Source organism: Pimelobacter sp. 30-1 (assembly GCF_018831735.1).
Lineage (GTDB): Bacteria > Actinomycetota > Actinomycetes > Propionibacteriales > Nocardioidaceae > Nocardioides.
In genome coordinates, this window is record NZ_NHTS01000016.1 from 184754 (window position 1) to 203212 (window position 18459).

The 18459-nt window shown below is 72.4% G+C and carries 18 protein-coding genes; 9 read left to right on the forward strand and 9 right to left on the reverse strand.

Annotated features, from left to right (window positions below; translation table 11 throughout):
• Positions 1-8 precede the first annotated feature (8 nt).
• Both CCO04_RS27265 and CCO04_RS27270 read right to left on the reverse strand, forming a co-directional pair.
• Positions 9-1238: a toxic anion resistance protein gene (locus CCO04_RS27265; protein WP_215817325.1), complete on the reverse strand. Its 1230-nt coding sequence runs from the start codon at positions 1236-1238 to the stop codon at positions 9-11.
• A gap of 40 nt (positions 1239-1278) precedes the next feature.
• Positions 1279-1965 (reverse strand): YitT family protein, encoded by a 687-nt coding sequence (locus tag CCO04_RS27270; protein ID WP_215817326.1) that lies wholly within the window; start codon positions 1963-1965, stop codon positions 1279-1281.
• A 62-nt stretch (positions 1966-2027) separates the two neighbouring features.
• On the opposite strand from CCO04_RS27270, the gene CCO04_RS27275 reads away from it, so the two are divergent.
• Together CCO04_RS27275 and CCO04_RS30030 are read left to right on the forward strand one after the other, a co-directional pair.
• Entirely contained in the window at positions 2028-3473 is a 1446-nt protein-coding gene (locus CCO04_RS27275; RefSeq protein WP_215817327.1) for a PLP-dependent aminotransferase family protein, read from the forward strand.
• Between the two features lie 62 nt (positions 3474-3535).
• Positions 3536-5089 (forward strand): fibronectin type III domain-containing protein, encoded by a 1554-nt coding sequence (locus CCO04_RS30030; protein WP_215817328.1) that lies wholly within the window; start codon positions 3536-3538, stop codon positions 5087-5089.
• An 11-nt stretch (positions 5090-5100) separates the two neighbouring features.
• On the opposite strand, the gene serA is transcribed toward CCO04_RS30030, so the two are convergent.
• A complete protein-coding gene (serA, locus tag CCO04_RS27285) occupies positions 5101-6690 on the reverse strand; it encodes a phosphoglycerate dehydrogenase (protein WP_257751905.1) in 1590 nt (529 codons plus the stop codon).
• A gap of 130 nt (positions 6691-6820) precedes the next feature.
• Here serA and CCO04_RS27290 point away from each other — a divergent pair, with 130 nt between their 5' ends.
• Complete coding sequence (locus CCO04_RS27290; RefSeq protein ID WP_215817368.1) at positions 6821-7330, forward strand: nuclear transport factor 2 family protein; 510 nt, start codon at positions 6821-6823, stop codon at positions 7328-7330.
• Here the strand turns inward: CCO04_RS27290 and efeB are convergent.
• The 4 genes from efeB to CCO04_RS27310 are packed head-to-tail and all read right to left on the reverse strand — an operon-like array spanning position 7312 to position 10950.
• Positions 7312-8532 (reverse strand): iron uptake transporter deferrochelatase/peroxidase subunit, encoded by a 1221-nt coding sequence (efeB, locus tag CCO04_RS27295; protein WP_308281577.1) that lies wholly within the window; start codon positions 8530-8532, stop codon positions 7312-7314. The two genes, CCO04_RS27290 and efeB, sit on opposite strands and share 19 nt — an antisense overlap.
• A 44-nt stretch (positions 8533-8576) precedes the next feature.
• Positions 8577-9767 (reverse strand): iron uptake system protein EfeO, encoded by a 1191-nt coding sequence (gene efeO, locus CCO04_RS27300; RefSeq protein WP_215817330.1) that lies wholly within the window; start codon positions 9765-9767, stop codon positions 8577-8579.
• Positions 9768-9770: 3 nt separating this feature from the next.
• The gene (gene efeU, locus CCO04_RS27305) at positions 9771-10637 is read right to left on the reverse strand and encodes an iron uptake transporter permease EfeU (RefSeq protein WP_215817331.1); all 867 of its coding nucleotides are present in this window, start codon (positions 10635-10637) and stop codon (positions 9771-9773) included.
• A gap of 34 nt (positions 10638-10671) precedes the next feature.
• Complete coding sequence (locus tag CCO04_RS27310) at positions 10672-10950, reverse strand: hypothetical protein (protein ID WP_215817332.1); 279 nt, start codon at positions 10948-10950, stop codon at positions 10672-10674.
• Positions 10951-11069: 119 nt separating this feature from the next.
• On the opposite strand from CCO04_RS27310, the gene CCO04_RS27315 reads away from it, so the two are divergent.
• Positions 11070-11522 (forward strand): MaoC family dehydratase, encoded by a 453-nt coding sequence (locus CCO04_RS27315; RefSeq protein ID WP_215817333.1) that lies wholly within the window; start codon positions 11070-11072, stop codon positions 11520-11522.
• Positions 11523-11526: 4 nt separating this feature from the next.
• Here the strand turns inward: CCO04_RS27315 and CCO04_RS27320 are convergent, their stop codons facing one another.
• On the reverse strand, positions 11527-12171 hold the full coding sequence (locus tag CCO04_RS27320; protein ID WP_215817334.1) for a DsbA family protein: 645 nt from the start codon (positions 12169-12171) through the stop codon (positions 11527-11529).
• A gap of 131 nt (positions 12172-12302) precedes the next feature.
• On the opposite strand from CCO04_RS27320, the gene CCO04_RS27325 reads away from it, so the two are divergent.
• The 4 genes from CCO04_RS27325 (at position 12303) to CCO04_RS27340 (ending at position 17545) form a co-directional block, all read left to right on the forward strand.
• Positions 12303-13229, forward strand: coding sequence for an ABC transporter ATP-binding protein (locus tag CCO04_RS27325; protein WP_215817335.1), 927 nt, complete (start codon positions 12303-12305; stop codon positions 13227-13229).
• Positions 13226-14044 carry an ABC transporter permease gene (locus CCO04_RS27330; RefSeq protein ID WP_215817336.1) on the forward strand — a complete coding sequence of 273 codons (819 nt, stop codon included), beginning with the start codon at positions 13226-13228 and terminating at the stop codon, positions 14042-14044. The genes CCO04_RS27325 and CCO04_RS27330 overlap by 4 nt, the downstream gene beginning before the upstream one ends.
• 138 nt (positions 14045-14182) lie before the next feature.
• Positions 14183-17062, forward strand: coding sequence for a PKD domain-containing protein (locus CCO04_RS30035; RefSeq protein ID WP_215817337.1), 2880 nt, complete (start codon positions 14183-14185; stop codon positions 17060-17062).
• 42 nt (positions 17063-17104) lie between these two features.
• Positions 17105-17545: an EamA family transporter gene (locus tag CCO04_RS27340; RefSeq protein WP_252373959.1), complete on the forward strand. Its 441-nt coding sequence runs from the start codon at positions 17105-17107 to the stop codon at positions 17543-17545.
• Between the two features lie 18 nt (positions 17546-17563).
• Here CCO04_RS27340 and CCO04_RS27345 read toward each other — a convergent pair whose 3' ends face one another.
• A complete protein-coding gene (locus tag CCO04_RS27345) occupies positions 17564-17851 on the reverse strand; it encodes a helix-turn-helix transcriptional regulator (protein WP_308281580.1) in 288 nt (95 codons plus the stop codon).
• A 167-nt stretch (positions 17852-18018) separates the two neighbouring features.
• Between CCO04_RS27345 and CCO04_RS27350 the strand changes: the two genes are divergently transcribed.
• Positions 18019-18357, forward strand: coding sequence for a hypothetical protein (locus CCO04_RS27350; protein WP_215817339.1), 339 nt, complete (start codon positions 18019-18021; stop codon positions 18355-18357).
• Positions 18358-18459: the final 102 nt, after the last annotated feature.

The window sequence follows — 18459 nt, forward strand, 5'->3', positions numbered from 1 at the left end:
GCCTCAGGTCAGCCGATGTCGAGGGTGCCGGCGGCGTTGCGGGCGTCGTGCTGCTGGACCCGCTCGAGGTAGGCCTTCGACTTCTGCACCTCGGTCTCGAGGACGCCGATCGTCGTGGACATGTTGTCGAGCGCCTTGAGCTTGAACTCGTCGATGGAGTCCATGGTCGCGTAGATGTTGGCGAACGCGGCCTGCAGCTGCTCCATGCCGATCGTGGACGACGCGGCCTGCTCCTGGATCGCCGCGGAGTTCTCCTTGAGCATCTCCGAGGTGCGCTGGATCATCGCCGAGGTCGTGGTGTTGAGCGCGGTGATCTGATCGAGCACGAGCTTCTGGTTGTTGAGCGCCTGGGCGACGATGACCGCGGTCCGCAGCGCGGAGATGGTCGTCGTGGTGGCCCGGTCGACGCCCTTGATGAGCTCGATGTTGTTCTTGATGATGATGTCGATCGCCAGGTAGGCCTGGATCGAGACCGCGAGCTGGGTGAGCAGGTCCTGGTGCTTCTGGCGGACGTAGAAGAGCACGTCCTGGGAGAGCGTCTTGGCCGTCTCGGGGTCGCTCAGCTCGAGCTCGGCGATCTTGGCCGAGAGCTTGGCGTCGAGCTTCTCGGCGACGTAGATGTACTGGTTGAGCCGGCCCATCACGCCCCAGAGGTTGGTCTTCTCGAGGTTGAGGGCGACGTTGTCGCGGGTCAGCTCGTCCTGGCCGCTGCGCAGCGAGTGCAGGATGCCGTTGAGCTGGCTCTGGGAGGACTGATACTTGCGGAAGTAGTCCTCGACCTTGTCGTTGAAGGGCAGCTTGTCCCACCACTTCTTGACGCCGGTGGCCTGGCCCGGGTCGAGGTCCTCGACGGTACGCCGCAGCGCGAGCAGGGTCTTGCCGACGTCGGAGCCCTGGGCGATGCCGCCCTGCTTGAGCGCGCTGACCGGCTTGTCGAGCATCCGGTTGGAGGTCTCGGCCGCCTTGCGGATGTCGGCGGAGCCCATCGTGCGCACGTTCTCGGCCTGCGCCGCGAACTCCGGGCTCCCCGCCTTGGTGTTGGTCAGCGAGGTCAGGAAGCTGTCGACCTTCGCGTCGAGCTCGGGCACCATCGTCGCCTCGACCTGGGGCGCCATCTTGGGCGCCTGGGTCTCCACGACCGGGGCCGGAGCCTCGGGCGCGGTGAGCGTGATGACGGGCTCGGGGGGTGCGAGCGGGGTGGGCTCGGGGGCGGCAGCCTGGGAACCGTCGGTGGTCATGGAAGCGAGCCTATCCAGCCGACCCGACGTTCATGCAGGGTCAGCGCGGAAGTTCAGGGTCCGGCTCAGGGATCCCACCGACCTGCGCGGTACCCGGGAGGTCGACGATGAACCAGGGCAGCAGCCACTGGGTGATCGGTCCGATCGTCAGCGCGAACACCACGGTGCCCAGACCGAGGGTGCCGCCGAGGAGCAGTCCGAGCACCACGACGGTGACCTCCAGGCCGGTCCGGACCAGCCGGATCGAGAGCCCGGTACGACGCGCGAGGCCGGTCATCAGCCCGTCGCGCGGCCCGCGTCCGAGCTGGGCGCCGATGTAGAGCGCGGTGGCCAGGCCGCACAGCACGATGCCACCCACCATGAGCGCGAACCGGGCTGCCATCGGCTCGGGGGCGTCGAAGGTCCCCAGCGTCACGTCGGCGGAGATGCCCACGACGAGCGCGTTGGAGATGGTGCCCAGGCCGGGCTTCTCACGCAGCGGGATCCAGAAGACCAGCACGACGAAGCTGAACAGCACGACCGCCTGCCCGAGCGTGATCGGGATGTGCCGGATCACGCCGGAGTGCAGCACGTCCCACGGCGCCAGACCGATGTCGCCGAGCACCATCAGGGCCAGGCTGACGCCGTAGAGCCACAGGCCGACGTACAGCTGCACGAGACGGCGGGGCAGGCGTCCCGCGCGGAGCTGGGTGAGCGGTCCGAGGTCGGCGAGCTGGACGGTGGTCATGGTCTCCAGCGTGCGGCAGATTGGACTGTCTTGAAATAGCCAATCGTGATGTACTGGCCTGCATGGTGCAGGCCACTTCCCTCTCCGCGTCCCGGCTCGCGAGCCTGGTCGAGGGCTTCGACCGCTCCCCCGCCTACGCCGGCCTGGCCGACGCCCTGCGCGAGCTCATCGGCGACGGGCGGATCGGCTACGGCACCCGGCTGCCCAGCGAGCGCGACCTGACCGAGGCGCTCGGGGTCTCGCGCACCACCGTGACCCGGGCGTACGCCGTGCTGCGCGAGTCCGCCTACGCCGAGGCCCGCCAGGGCTCGGGCACGTTCACCCGCCTGCCCGGCGGCCGGACCCGGGCGCTCGACCGCGCGCTGTGGCCCAGCGACGTCGGCAACGGCGTCATCGACCTGGTCTGCGCCGCGGCCACCGCGCCGCCGGGGATCGCCGCCGTCTACGCCGAGGCCGCCGCGGACCTGCCGGCCCACCTGGGCGGGCACGGCTACTTCCCGGCCGGCATGCCCGACCTCCAGGCCGCCATCGCCGCCACGTACGACGCCCGCGGGCTGCCGACCGCCCCCGAGCAGGTCATCGTCACCCCCGGCGCCCTCGCCGCCACCGCCGTCGTCGGGGCCGCGCTCGCCGGGCCGCGCGACAAGGTGCTGGTCGAGTCGCCGACCTATCCCAACGCGGTCCGCGCGCTCCAGGCCGGCGGGGGCCGGATCGCGGCGATCCCCCTCGACCCGTCCGGCTGGGACCTCGACGCGGTCGCGGCCGCGCTGGGGCGGCACGCCCCGCGGCTCGTGCACGTGATGCCCGACTTCCACAACCCGACCGGCCTGGTGCTCGACGACGACGAGCGCGCGGCGTACGCCGGGCTGCTGCGGCGCCACGGCGCGACCGCGGTCGTCGACGAGGCCCACCAGCTGCTGGCGCTCGACGACTCCCCCGGGCACCCGCCGTTCGCCTCCTACGCAAGCGACGCGGTGTGCGTCGGCAGCGCGAGCAAGTCGGTCTGGGGCGGCCTGCGGATGGGCTGGATCCGCGCCCCGCACGCCCTCGTCGACCGGCTCACCCGGGCCCGGGTCGGGCTCGACCTCGGCGTGCCCGTGCTGGAGCAGCTGGTGCTGACCCGGCTGCTCGAGGGTGACCTCGACAGCGTCGTGCGCACCCAGCGCGAGCGGCTGCGCGAGCAGCGCGACGCCCTGGCGGCCGCGCTCACCCGGCGGCTTCCCGACTGGACCTTCCGGATGCCGGCCGGCGGCATGGCGCTGTGGTGCCGGCTCCCCGTCGCCGCGGCGACCTCCCTGTCGGTCGAGGCCGAGCGGCACGGCGTGCTGCTCGCGCCGGGGCCGTCGTTCGCGCCCGAGGGCGGCCTGGACCGCTACGTCCGGATCCCCTACGCCGTCGCCACTCCCCTGCTCGTCGAGGCCGTCGACCGGATCGCCGACGCGTGGGCCGTGGTCGGCGCGGGCGGTGCCCCCGCGACCGGCGGCGCGGCGCCCGTGCTCGTCGCCTGAGCGAGCGCGATTACGTCGAATCCCCATCGCGGGGTGGTCCTCCCCGCGCCCACGATCGGGACGTGGACCTCCTTCGCCGCGCCCGCGCGCTCCTGCTCCTCACGGCCCTCCCGGCCGGCCTCGTCGCACTCGCCGTCCCGGCCCCGGCCCAGGCCGCGGCACCCGGCAACGACAACCGCTCCGACGCGACGACCATGCAGTACGGCCACAGCTATGGGGTGACCACCACCGAGGCGACCACCGAGGCCGGCGAGGCGCAGCCGTGCGGGGTCCCGTCGGGGCACTCGGTCTGGTACCGCTTCTCCCCCTCGGTGTCGGGGTTCTACGTGCTCGACACCGTCGGCAGTCCGCTCGACACGGTGGTCTCGGTCGAGAACTCCACCGGCACCACCCTGGGCTGCAACGACGACGTGGAGCGCGGCGTCTCCGGGTCCCGGCTCGAGATCGCGATGACGAGCGGGGCGACCTACTACGTGCGGGTGGCGGGCTACGGCAACGCCTCGGGCAACTTCCTGATGTACCTGCTCGCCAAGGCACCGGCCAACGACGACCGCGCCGCGGCGGCGAACCTCACCTTCAACGGCAGCCGCGAGGTCGGCCTGCTCCAGGCGAGCACCGAACCGGACGAGCCCTCCGCGGAGTGCGAGGCCGGCCTGCACAGCACCGTCTGGTACCGCTACGTGCCCACCCAGGCGGGCCGGCTGACCATCGGCAACGGCAACACCTGGGCCGCCCGGATGCGCCTGTTCGACGCCACCACCAGCACGCCCCAGGCACTCGTGTGCGACAGCTACCACGACGGCGACACCGGTCAGTTCGGCACGATCAACCAGTACGTCCGGCCCGGCCGGACCTACCTGCTCCAGGTCGGCGCGCCGCCCGGCGTCACCGCCGAGCGGACCACGATCGCGGCCGGATTCACCCCGGGCGCCCAGCCGGCCAACGACTCCTTCGCGACCCCGGCCCGGCTCGGCGGCACCCGGGGCTCCGTCGCCGTCCCCGCGGGGCAGCTGACCACCGAGGCCTTCGAGTGGCCGCTCTACGGAGGCTCCCGGACCGGCCTGCACTCGGCCTGGTACCGCTGGACCGCGCCGTCGAGCGGGACGCTGCGGCTCACCGTCCCCGACGGCCTCCAGACCGTCCTGGCGTGGAAGGACGTCGCCTATCCCTGGCTGCTCGACGAGACCGGCCTCGGCACGCGCACCGCCGCGCCCGGCGGTGGCGTCGTCCGGTCGGTGCCGGTGACCCGCGGGACGACGTACCGGATCCTCGCCGACTGGCGCAGCCCGGCCGCGTTCACCGTTTCCTACGCCCTCGACACGACGGCCACCGCGCCCGCGGCCCCCGCCCGGCCCACGGTCAAGGTCCGCCACCGCACGGCCGTGGTGACCTGGCGGGTACCGGCCGACCGCGGAGCCACGATCACCGGCTACACGCTGACGGTGCGCGGCACCGTCGCCGGGCGCAAGCGCACGATCGTGCGCCAGGTCGGCCCCGCGGCTCGTCGTACCGTGCTGCGCGGGTTGAAGCCGGGCCGCTACCGGGTCGTCGTCACCGCCACCAACGCGATCGGTACGTCGCCCGCGAGCCCGTCGGTCCGGTTCCGGATCCGCTGATCCGGGGGGGCTCAGACCAGGTCGGCGGCCCGGATCGACGTCGCCTCGATGGCGGCGGCGATCTGGGCGAGCGAGTCGGCCGGGATGGCGGAGTCGACCGAGAGCGCGACGAGCGCCTCGCCGCCCTTGGTCTCGCGCGAGACCTGCATGCCGGCGATGTTGACCTGGGCCTCGCCGAGGATCTGGCCGACGGTGCCGACCATGCCCGGGCGGTCGACGTAGGTGAAGAACGCGAGGTGCTCGGTCAGCTCGATGTCGACGCTGAAGCCGTTGACCTCGACCAGGCGCTCGTGCTGGGCGATGCCGACGAGCGTGCCGCTGACCGAGACCTGGTTGCCGTCGGCGAGGGTGCCGCGCAGCGTGATCAGGTTGCGGTGGTCGACGCTGTCGCTGTCGGTGACCAGGCGGACCGCGATCCCCCGCTCGGCGGCGAGGAGCGGGGCGTTGACGTAGGAGACCTGGTCCTCGACGACGCTGCCGAAGACACCCTTGAGCGCGGCCAGCTCGAGCACCTTGACGTCGTGGTCGGCGATCTCGCCGCGCACCTCGACGTCGAGCTGCTGGGCGACCTCGCCGGCGACGGCGGTGAAGACCTGGCCGAGCTTCTCGGTGAGCGGGATGCCGGGGCGCACGTCCTCGGCGATCACGCCGCCCTGGACGTTGACCGCGTCGGGCACGAGCTCACCGGACAGGGCGAGCCGGACCGACTTGGCCACGGCGATGCCGGCCTTCTCCTGGGCCTCGTCGGTGGAGGCGCCGAGGTGGGGCGTGGCGACGACGTTCTCGAGCTCGAAGAGCGGGCTGTCGGTGCACGGCTCCTTGGCGAAGACGTCGAGGCCGGCGGCGGCGATCCGGCCGGTCTTGAGGGCGTCGTAGAGCGCGGCCTCGTCGACGATCCCGCCCCGGGCGGCGTTGACCAGGACCAGCGACGGCTTGGCCTTGGCGAGCGCGTCGGCGTCGATGAGGCCGATCGTCTCGGCGGTCTTGGGCAGGTGCACGGACATGAAGTCCGCCTCGGCCATCAAGGTGTCGAGGTCGACGAGGCGGACGCCGACCTGGGCCGCGCGCCCCGCCTGGACGTAGGGGTCGTAGGCGATGACGTTCATGCCGAACGCCGCGAGCCGCTGGGCGACGAGGACGCCGATCCGGCCGAGCCCGACGATGCCCACGGTCTTCTCGAACAGCTCGATGCCGGTGTAGCGCGAACGCTTCCACTCACCGTTGCGCAGGGCCGCGTGGGCCGGCGAGACGTGGCGGGCGGCGGCGAGCATCAGCGCGACGGCGAGCTCGGCGGCGGAGATGATGTTGGAGGTCGGCGCGTTGACGACCATGACGCCCGACTGGGTCGCGGCCTTGACGTCGACGTTGTCGAGGCCCACACCCGCGCGCGCGACGACCTTGAGCCGCTGGCCGGTCGCGAGCGCCTCGGCGTCCACCTTGGTCGCGGAGCGCACCAGGATCGCGTCGACGTCGACGATGGCCGCGAGCAGCTCGGCCCGGTCCGCGCCGTTGCAGTGGCGGATCTCGAAGTCCGGCCCGAGCGCCTCGACGGTCGCGGGGCTCAGCTCTTCGGCGATCAGGACGACGGGTCGAACGGTCACAGCGATGTCCTTGCAGGATTCGTGCGGGTGGGGGTTGCGGCACGGCGCTGTGCGTGCCGTCCACGATACTCGATCCCGCCCTCCGGGAGCAGGTCCCCGACCACCGTGGACCCTTCGTACGGTCGCCGCCATGCCCGACGACATCTCCGCCCGGCTCGCCCGTCTCGAGGCGGTCGCCGCCATCGAGGCGGTCAAGCACCGCTACTTCCGTGCCTGCGACGCCAAGGACCCCGCCGCGTTCCGCTCCTGCTTCGTCGCGACGGGCTCCTCCCTCGACTACGGCGACCTCGGCCGGACCGACGCCGACGGCATGGCCGCGGTCTTCGCGAAGATCGCCCTGGAGCGCGATCCCCAGGACGGGCGCCACGTCATCCTCGACATGCACCACGGCGTGCACCCCGACATCGCGGTCCTCGACGCCGGTCACGCCACCGGCTCCTGGACCCTGCGCTTCCGCCAGGTCGACCTGGCCCAGGGCGTCGAGCGCGTCCTCAGCGGCGAGTACGCCGACGAGTACCGCCGCGAGGACGGCGCGTGGAAGATCGCCACCTGCACCTTCCGGGCGCAGTGGTCGATCACCCGGCCGCTCGGCGACGACGTCGTCGTGCACGAGCAGGCGGATCAGGCGAACAGCGCCTGACCGACGTACTCGCCCTTGCCGACGCCCGGCGGCACGGCGAACAGTGCCGAGCTGGTGAACCGCAGGTACTCCATCAGCGCGTCCGACTTCGACATCGCCCGCTGCAGCGGGATGAAGTGGGTGCGCGGGTCGCGGACGTAGGCGATGAAGAACAGCCCGGCGTCGAGACCGCCGACGTCATTGCTGCCGTCGACGAAGTTGTAGCCGCGGCGCAGCATCCGGACCCCGTCGAACTGGTCGGGGTGCACGACGCGCACGTGCGCGTCGACCGGGATGAGCGGGCCGGCGCTGCCCTTGATGCCGAAGTCGGGCTCGGTGAACTCCTTGCCACCCGAGAGCGGCGCACCGCTGCCCTTGGTGCGCCCGACGAACTGCTCCTGGGCGTCGAGCGACTGGCGGTCCCAGACCTCGATGGTCATGTTGATCCGGCGGGCGACGAGGTAGGAGCCGCCGCTCAGCCAGGCCGCGGCCGGGTCGTCGTCCTCGGCGACCCACACGTGCTCGTCGAGGGCGGGTCCCTCCTCGGCCTTGATGTTGGCGGTGCCGTCCTTGAACCCGAACAGGTTGCGCGGGGTGGACTGGCTCGTCGAGGTGGTCGAGGTGCGGCCGAAGCCCAGCTGGGACCAGCGCACCGCGGTGGTGCCGAAGCCGATCCGGACCAGGTTGCGGATCGCGTGCACGGCGACCTGCGGGTCGTCCGCGCAGGCCTGGATGCACAGGTCACCGCCGCTGCGGGCGGGGTCGAGCACGTCGGCGGAGAACAGCGGCAGCGGCTCGAGGGCGGCCGGACGGCGATCGGCGATGCCGAAGCGGTCGTTGCCGTCGGCGTCGCGGAACAGCGACGGGCCGAAGCCGAACGTGATGGTCAGCCCGCTGGCCGGCAGCCCGATCGCCTCGCCGGTGTCGTCCGGGGGCGCGTCGGCGGCGCCCTCGACCGGTCCGACCGGGCCGGCCGAGCCGCCCTGGGTCATCCGCTCGGCGGCCTCGGTCCACGCCGTCAGCAGGCGCACCAGCGCGTCGCGGTCGTCGGTGGTGACGTCGAGCGCGACGAAGTGGAGCCGGTCCTGCGCGGGCGTGACGATGCCGGCCTGCCGCACCCCCCGGAAGGGGTACGTCGTCGAGCCGGCCGCCGCGGCCGTCGTACCGTCGGGGGCGGTGGCACGCCCCACCGCGAACGCGCCGGCGGCCCCGGCGGCGGCCACGCCGCCGCCGAGGAGACCGCGCCGGCTGACGCGCGACCCGCCGGTCAGGAAGTCACCGCCGCGGTCAGCCGCGACAGCGGCTCGGACAGGGCGTTCACGGCGTCCGACAGCTCGCGGACCTGGGGCTTGGTGAGCTCGGTGTAGAGCACGAAGCCGTCGCCCGACTTGTGCTGGTCGAGGAGCTTCTGGAGCGCGGCGAACTTGGTGGTCAGCTCGGTGGCGAGCGCGGCGTCCTTGCTCTCCAGGAGCGGCTGCACGCCCTCGTACGCGACCCGGGCGCCGTCGACGTTGGCCTGGAAGTCCCACAGGTCGGTGTGCGACCAGGCCTCCTCCTCGCCGGTGATCTTGCCGGTCGCGACCTCCTCGAGCAGGCCGATCGAGCCGTTGGCGATCGCGTCGATCGGGTAGGTCAGCGCGTCGGCGCCGGTGGCCTGGATGCGGCGGTTGAGCTCGGTGACGTTCTTGAGCAGGTCGTCGCCGAACGTCTTGCGCTCGGCCGGGGCCAGCGTCTGGTAGCCCTTGGCCGGCGGCCACAGGTCCTTCTCGATGCGGTGCCAGCCGGTCCACTTCTCACCGGCGGCGAAGTCGACGTCCGCCTCGCGCGCGTCGGTCAGCGGGTCGAGGTCGCCGAACGACTCCGCGACGGTCTCGATGCGCTCCCAGTGGACGCGGGCGTCCGGGTAGAGCGTGCGGGCCTCGTCGTCCTTGCCGGCCTCGTAGAGGTCGACGAACTGCTGGGTCTTCTCCAGCAGCTGGCCGGACTGGTCCTGCACGTAGGCACGGTAGTTGGCCTGGGCCTGGTCGATGAGCTCCTGGTCCGAGGCGCTCGTCTTCTGCTCGTCGTCGGACGGGTCGACGGTGAACGCCGCCCGGATGCCCTCGCCCACCATGCCCGGCTTGCAGGCGGTGAAGTACTCGCCGGCCGGAGCGTTGACGGTGAGCTTCTTGGTCAGGCTCGGCCCGATGTTCTCGACCTCACCCACGATCCGCAGCCCGTCGCTGCCCAGCAGGTAGAACTCGGTGACGTCGGAGCCGGTGTTGGTCACGTCGAAGGTCAGCGTCCCCGCCGGCGCCTTGCCGGCCGAGACCTCGCACCCGTCGGCGCTGGAGGTGACGGTGAGGGCACGCTCGTTGCCCCCCTTGGCGCCGTCCTTGTCCGAGGCGTTCTCGGTGCAGGCGGCGAGGGCCGGGACGACGGCGAGGGCCGCGATCGAGGCGAGCAGGGTCTTGCGCATGGATCAGTGCTCCTGAGACTGAGGGGCCGGACGAGGCGTCCGGGTCCGGGTGCGGGTGCGGAGGAGGAAGATCGCGCCGACCGGGACGACGTACAGCGTCCAGACGAGGGCCTCGAGCTTGGTCGTGGCCGGCGAGAAGTTGAAGATGCCCTTGAGCAGGGTGCCGTACCAGGAGGACGGCGGGATCGCCGACGAGACGTCGAAGGCGAGGTCGTGCAGGCCGGGCAGGATGCCGGCCTCCTGCAGGTCGTGGACGCCGTAGGCGAGGACGCCGCCGGCCACGATGATGAGGAACGCGCCCGTCCAGGTGAAGAAGACGCTGAGGTTGAGGCGGATCGCGCCCCGGTAGATCAGGTAGCCGAGCGCCACCGCGACGAGCAGACCGAGCAGGGCCCCGAGCAGCGGCTCCCAGGTCGGCGTGACGGTCCCGATGTCCTCGCGCGTGCCCGCCTTGGTCGCCGCCCAGAGGAAGAGCGCCGTCTCCAGACCCTCACGGCCCACCGCGAGCATCGCAACGAACGCCAGCGACCAGCGCCCGGCGTCCGCCGCCCGGTCGATCTGACCGCGCAGCTCGGACCCGAGCCCGCGCGCGGCGTTGGACATCCAGAAGATCATCCACGTCACGAAGACCACGGCCAGGATCGAGAGACCGCCCCCGATCGCCTCCTGCGCCTCGAACGTCAGCCCGCGCGGGCCGAAGGTCAAGGTGGCGCCGAACGCGAGCGAGATCGCCACGGCCAGCGCGACCCCCGCCCAGATCCGGGGCAGCAGCTCACGGCGCCCGGACTTGACCAGGTACGCCACGAGGATGCTGACCACCAGCGCGGCCTCGAGGCCTTCGCGCAGTCCGATCAGGAAGTTGGCGAGCACAAACGGCGAGCGTACTCCGCATGGTTAGCCTTGCCTAATGCGACCCGCCTGACGGGGCGTCGCGCCTCGTTGCGAGACCGACCGCCGGGCGATCCCGGTCCCAGGAGCTCGCGCTCGCGCCGTCCAGCAGCCGCTGATCGACGACGAGCGCGACCGTGTCGGCCGGACTCGCCACGGACGTCTCCTCGACGGCGGCCACCACCGCATCCACCTGCGGCACCGACAAGCCGTCGAGGAAGGCCACGACGCAGGGCCGAGCACGGTTGCCGGTCGCGTCGGGCAGACGCGACCAGCTGAGCACCAGGTCGGACATGAGCGCCACCGCCGAGCCCAGCCTGCCGCCACGTCCGGAGCACCTCCGTCTGTCGGCGCGTCCGTCCGATCCGGCTAAGGTCGGCGGTAACGGTTGCCGGCGACGAAGGAGTCACTGCCATGCGGGTTTTCACGACGTTCGAGGAGGTCGCCGAGGCGGCCGGGACCGACCTGGGAGCCAGTGACTGGGTCACCGTCGACCAGCGCCGCGTCAACCAGTTCGCCGACGCGACCGGTGACCACCAGTGGATCCACGTCGACCTGGAGCGGGCCAAGGAAGGGCCGTTCGGGGGGACGATCGCGCACGGCTACCTGACGCTGTCGCTGGTGCCGTGGCTGGGCAGCCAGGTCTTCACCCTGCGCACGCCGGGCGCCAAGCTCAACTACGGCGTCAACAAGGTCCGCTTCCCCCACCCGCTGCTGGTCGGCAAGCGCATCCGGCTGCACGTGCAGATGGGTGAGGTCGTCGACATCCCCAGCGGCAAGCAGCTGACGGTGCGGCACACGGTCGAGATCGAGGGCGAGGACAAGCCGGCCTGCGTCGCCGAGACGGTCGTGCTGCTGCTCCCCTAGGCGCTCAGGCGCTCTCGCGGGTCTCCCACGCCTGCTGCAGCGCCTGGGCGAACAGCTCGGTCGGCTGCGCGCCGGAGATGCCGTAGCGGCCGTCGACCACGAAGAACGGTACGCCGGACGAGCCGTACGCCTGGGCCTGGGCGACGTCGGCCATGACGTCGTCGCGGTACTCCGTGCTGCTCAGCACCTCGTCCACGCGCGTCGCGTCGAGGCCGGCCGCCGCGGCTGCACGGCGCAGCACGTCGTGGTCGCCGAGCGACTCCCCCCGCGTGAAGTACGCCGCGAGGAGCTCCTCGAGCAGCGCCTCCTGCCGGCCCACCGACTTCGCGAGGTGCAGCAGGCGGTGCGCCGTCAGGGTGCGCGCGTGGAGCGCGTCGGCGTGGGAGAAGTGGAGGCCCTCGGCGGCGGCGACCTCGTCGGCGCGCGCCATCATCTCGCGCGTGCCGGCCTCGTCGGCGCCGAACTTGCGGCCGAGCACGGTCACGGTGGACTCGGTGCCGACCTCGGGGGCGAAGGGGTCCAGCTCGTAGGAGCGGTAGACGAGCTCGACGTCGTCGCGGTGCTCGAAGTCCGCCAGGGCGTTCTCCAAGCGGCGCTTGCCGATGTAGCACCACGGACACACGACGTCGGCCCAGATCTCGATACGCACGACGGGCCCAACGCCGCGGACCCCTGAATGCTTCCCCGGTCACCCCCTAGGGGACCCCGGGGCGGCGTCAGGGGCAGGTCAAGGGATCTGCCGGAAGCGGCGGGAGGCCCCCCGCGGACAGGCTGAGGCCCATGATCACCGTCGAGTCCCTCTCCAAGTCCTACGGCAGCTTCACCGCCGTCGACGACGTGTCGTTCACCGCACGGCCCGGCCGGGTCACCGGCTTCCTCGGGCCCAACGGGGCCGGCAAGTCCACCACCATGCGGGTCATGGTCGGCCTGACCGGTCCGGGCAGCGGCGAGGTCCGCGTGCTCGGTCGCCGGTTCGCCGAGCTGCCCGACCCCGGCCGCGAGGTCGGCGTCCTCCTCGACGCCTCCGCCCAGCACGCGGGGCGCACCGGCCGGGAGATCCTGACCATCGCCGCGCTGACCATGGGCCTGCCCCGGACCCGGGTCGACGAGATGCTCGAGCGGGTCAGCCTCACGCCGGACGAGGCCAGCCGCCGGGTGCGCAACTACTCCCTCGGCATGCGCCAGCGGCTCGGCATCGGCACCGCGCTGATGGGCGACCCGGAGGTGCTCATCCTCGACGAGCCCGCCAACGGACTCGACCCGGCCGGCATCCGCTGGATGCGCGACCTGCTGCGCGACTTCGCCGACCAGGGCGGCACCGTGCTGCTCTCCTCGCACCTCCTGCACGAGATCGAGGTCATCGCCGACGACCTGGTGGTCATCGGCAACGGCCGGATCGTCGCGCAGGGCACCAAGGAGGAGCTGCTGGCCGGTGCCGGCACGCTCGTCCGTGCCGCGGACGGCGGCAGCCTGGCCGCCGCGCTCACCGCCGCCGGCATCGCCGCGCGGCCCACCTCCGGCGGCGCCGTGCTCGCCGAGGCCGACCTGACCCGCGTGGGCCAGGCCGCGTTCGCCGCCGGCATCGCCGTCACCGAACTGCGCGCCGCCGACGGCGCCGGCCTGGAGGAGATGTTCCTGGCGCTCACCGCCGAGAGCCAGCGCGACGTCGTCAGCCACACCACGAACCCCGAAGGAGCAGCGGCATGACCGCCACCACCGTGGACGCCGTCCCCGACGTCGCCCCCACCGCCACCCGGACCCGTCCGGTGCCCGCCCCCACCCCGTTCCGCCGGGTGCTCCGGGTCGAGCTGCGCAAGATGTTCGACACCCGCTCGGGCTTCTGGCTGATGGCCAGCATCGTCATCACCTCGGTCATCGCCACCGCCCTCACGGTCATCCTCGGCAACCGCGACACCCTCGACTTCGAGGACTTCGCCGCGGCGATCGGCTCCCCCATGTCGATCGTGCTGCCGATCATCGGCGTCCTCGCGGTGACCAGCGAGTGGAGCCAGCGCACCGCGCTGACGACGTTCACGCTGGTCCCCCACCGCAGCCGGGTGCTCAGCGCGAAGGTGCTCAACACCTTGGCCATCGGCCTGGTCTCGATGGTCATCGCCCTCGGCGTCGGCGCGCTCGGCAACCTGCTCACCGCGATGATCACCGGCAACGACGCGGTCTGGAACATCTCGGCCGGCACCTTCGCCCAGATCGTGCTCGCCAACGAGCTCGGGATGCTGCTCGGCTTCGCGCTGGGCCTGCTGTTCCGCAACTCCCCCGCGGCGATCGTCGGGTACTTCGTGGTCATCCTGGTGCTGCCGACGCTGTCCGGCGCGCTGGCCTCCGCCCAGGACTGGTGGGCCGACAACGCCGGCTGGTTCGACCTCAACCAGACCCGGTTCCTGCTCTTCGACGGCGGGCTGAGCGGCCAGGAGTGGGCCCAGCTGGGCCTGACCTCCGTGCTGTGGATCGCGCTCCCGCTCCTCCTCGGCCTGCGGCTGGTGCTGCGCTCCGAGGTCAAGTAGCCACTCCTCCACCCCCACCGGCGGCCCGTCCTGCGATGCAGGGCGGGCCGTCGTCGTAGTTGCCCCAAATCGGTGAGTCGCGCCCCGGTGTTTGGTGCGAATCTCGTGCTGTCTCGACCGACTCACCTGGGGGCAACTGTGCGACGTCGACACCACCACGTCCGGATCTTCCTGCTCGTCGCGGCCGTGGTGGCCGCTCTCCTCGCGACCGGCGCCGCGGGACCGCCGGCCACGGCGCAGCCCGCCCACCACCGGCTGATCCCGTCGGCAGTGCCGGCGACCACGCCGAACATCCTCGACGGCAAGACGCTGGCCATCGCCGAGGTCGGCCGCAAGGTGTTCGTGGGCGGCACGTTCACCACGACGCAGAACTCCGGGACGAGCGCGCAGCTCGCGACGCCGTACCTGTTCGCGTACGACCGGGTGACCGGCCTGGTCGACCAGACGTTCAAGCCCGCGCTCGACGGCAGCGTCGTCGCGGTGGTCCCGTCCCCCGACGGCAGTGCGCTCTACGTCGCCGGCACGTTCAAGCTCGCCGGGACCACCAAGGTCCGCAACGTCATCAAGATCGACACGAGCACCGGCGCGCTGGTCACCGCGTTCAAGAACCCGAGCCCCAACGGCAGCGTCCTCGACCTCGCCCTGGTCGGGAACCGGCTGCTCCTGGCCGGCAGCTTCACCACCGTCGCGACACTGCCCCGGGCCGGCCTGGCCTCGCTGGACGCCACCACCGGAGCCGTCGACGACTACCTCAAGGTCGCCGTCGACACCAACCACAACTGGCCCTCCGGTACGGCGAAGGCCCCGGTCGGCGTCGCCAAGCTGGCGGCCAGCCCCGACGGCACGCGCTTGGTCGCGATCGGCAACTTCAAGCACGCCGACGGCCTCGACCGCGACCAGGTCGCGCTCCTGCGGCTCGGGCCCGACAACGCCTACGTCGACCCCACGTGGGCGACCCAGCGCTACACGCCGGCCTGCCAGAAGAACGCCTTCGACTCCTACGTCCGCGACGTCGACTTCTCCCCCGACAGCACCTACTTCGTGATCGCCGCGAGCGGCGCGGGCTACAACGGCACGCTGTGCGACTCCGCCTCGCGCTTCGACGTCGCCGCGACCGGGACCGCCGTCGAGCCCACCTGGCAGGCCGCGACCGGCCAGGACTCGCTGCTCTCGGTCGCCGTGGCCGACAACGCGGTCTACGTCGGTGGCCACCAGAAGTGGATGAACGCCATCCAGAGCGGCGCCGACCAGCAGGCCGGCCAGGTGCCGCGGCCCGGCCTGGCCGCGCTCGACCCGGCCAACGGCATGCCGCTGGCCTGGAACCCCGGGCGGCACCCGCGCGGCGACGGCGCCGAGGAGCTGCTCGCCACCGACAACGGGCTCTACGTCGGCAGCGACACCGAGTACATCGGCAACCGCCAGTACTACCGCGCGCGGCTCGCGTTCTTCCCCGTCGACGGCGGCACCGCGCCGGTCGCGGAGCCGGACCCGGTGCTGCCGCGCAGCCTCTACCGGCTCTCCCAGAACACGGTGACCACCCGCCAGTTCACCGGGACGACGGCGACCGTGCCGGCCACGGTGACCACCACGGGCGGGGCCAACTGGAACAGCGTGCGCGGCGCCTTCATGATCGGCTCCAAGCTGGTCTACGGCGCGACCGACAACAAGCTGCACTACCGCACGTTCAACGGCACCGCCTTCGGTCCCGACACCGTGATCGACCCCTACAACGACCCGGTGTGGAGCGATGTCGTCAGCAGCGGCGGTACGGCGACCTACCGCGGCCGGGTGCCCACCCTCTACGGCCAGCTCTCGGGCGTGACCGGCATGGCCTACGCCAACCACCGGCTGTACTACACGCGCTCGGGCAACAGCAAGGTGTTCTGGCGGTGGTTCTCCCCCGACAGCATGGTCGTCGGCGCCGCGGAGTTCAGCGTCCCGTCGTCGGGCTTTCCCCTCCTGCGCGACGCCCGCAACCTCTTCTACGCCGACGGCAAGCTGTGGGCGGGGATGACCACGAACGACCTGTGGAGCATGCCGGTCACCGACGGCATCGCGAGCGGCGGCTGGACCAAGATCACCGGCGGCGGCGTCGACACCAACCCGCAGTGGTCGAGCGGGACGGTCTTCCTCGGGCCGCTGGCCAACCAGGCGCCCACCGCCGCGTTCACCTCGGCCTGCACCGGTCAGACCTGCGGCTTCGACGGCCGGGCCTCGGACGACGCCGACGGCACGGTCACCTCGTGGGCCTGGACCTTCGGGGACGGCGGCACCGGCACCGGTGCCCAGCCCGACCACGTCTACTCCGCGCCCGGGACCTACCAGGTCACGCTCACCGTGACCGACGACGACGGCGCGAGCACCGCGCTCGTCCAGCCGGTCACGATCGCCGCCCCGGCCAGCACGATCGGCTTCCGCGACGCCACCGGCAAGGTCACCAACGCGACGAGCATCGTGACCCCGGTGCCGGCGAGCGCCCAGGCCGGCGACGGGCTGATCGCGGTCGTCTCGGCGGGCACGACCGTCGTACCGGCGGCGCCGCCGGGGTGGACCCAGGTCGGCGCGCCCGCCACCACGGACGCGATGACGACCGTCGTGTGGCAGCGGGTGGCCGCGGCGGACGACGCCGGGCGCAACGTGACGGTCTCCTTCGGGACCACGGCCGTCAAGGCGACCCTCACCGTGCTCGCCTACTCCGGCACCGATCCCGGCGGGCCGGTCGCGGCGCTGGCCGGGAGCGGCGAGACCACGGCCACCACGGCGCACCGCAGCCCGTCGGTCGTCTCGCCCGGCAACTGGGTGGTGACCGTGTGGGCCGACCGCTCCTCGACAACCACGACGTTCACCGAACCGGCCGGGGCCACCGTGCGCCAGCGGCTGATCGGGACCGGGGGCGGGCACGCCGACCAGCTGGTGGCCGACACCGCGGGCCCGGTCGCGTCCGGGCCGTACGGCGACCAGGTGGCCACCACCGACGCGGCCGCGAAGGGGACCTCGGTCACGCTGGCGCTGCACTGAGCCGGATCGGAGTAGGTTCGCCTTCGACCCCGGAGGTGGAGCATGGACCTGACGTCGGCCTGGTGGTTCTGGGCACTGCTGTCGGCGGCCTTCGCCGCCCTGACCGCGATCTTCGCCAAGGTGGGGGTCAAGGACGTCGACTCCGACGTGGCGACGTTCGTGCGGACCGTGGTCATCCTGGTCACGCTCGGGCTGATCCTGCTCGCGCTCGGCAAGCTGCACACCGGGGGGCTCAGCCAGATCGGGACGCGGACGTGGGTGTTCCTCGTGCTCTCCGGGCTGGCCACCGGGGCGTCGTGGATCTGCTACTTCCGCGCGCTCAAGATCGGGGACGCCGCCCTGGTCGCGCCGGTGGACAAGCTCAGCGTCGTCCTGGTCGCGATCTTCGGGGTCACCCTGCTCGGCGAGCGGCTCTCGGGCCTGCAGTGGGTCGGGGTCGCGCTGGTCGGCGGCGGGGCGGTGCTGCTGGCGGTCAGCGGCTAGGGCGTACCTAGGGCGGGTCTAGGCGCCCGCGCGCAGGTCCGGGCAGTCGGGCGGGAGCAGGTCGGTGAGCGGCACCTCGAGCACCTGGCAGAGCGCGAGCAGCACCCGCAGCTGGGGGTTCATCGGGGTGTCCGGGCGCGAGCGCCCCTGCTCGTACTTGTAGTAGGTGTAGCCGGAGATGCCGGCCCGGCGGGCGACCTCCTCCTGGCTCAGGCGCCGGGCCGCGCGGGCCCGCTGGAGGTTGATGCCGAGGGCGCGGGCGTAGGGCCCCCAGACGAGGTCGACGTGAAGATCCGGATCCGCCACGCCTGTCATCATTCCCGGATGACCATGCAGGGACGACCATACTGATGTGGTCTTTCGGGCGCCGGACCGGCCGGCTGTGGACGACCGAGGGGCGGCAAGGGGGTTCTGTCCGTGGTTCGTCGTAGGGTCCCGGGACACGATGGCGATGGACGTGGGGGGCGGTGACGATGACGGTACGGCGACCGAGCTGGCTCGAGGAGCCCTGCCCGCGCTGGTGCACGCGCGAGCACCGGGAGGAGGACCATCCCGACGATCGCTACCACCAGAGCGAGGCGGAGCTCGTGCCCGCGGTCGCGGGCAGCGGTGAGGCGGTCCCCCTCACCGCCACGCTCGCGGCGACCACGCTCGGGGTCCGGGTGGGGCGCCACGTCGGCGACGACCTGACCTGGTTGGTGGTCGAGGCGCTGGAGGCGCCGCGGCCCCGGCTGGTGCTGACGACCGAGTCGGCCGGGGCGCTGCACCGGGCGCTCGGGGCCCAGCTCGAGCTGGCGGCGGCGGGGCGCTGAGCCGCCGAGCGGCGGGGCGCTGAGCGGCTGAGCCGGAGACGCCGAACGGGCGGCCCGGCCGCACGAGGTGCGACCAGGTCCGCCCGTTCGGAGCGACGCGGT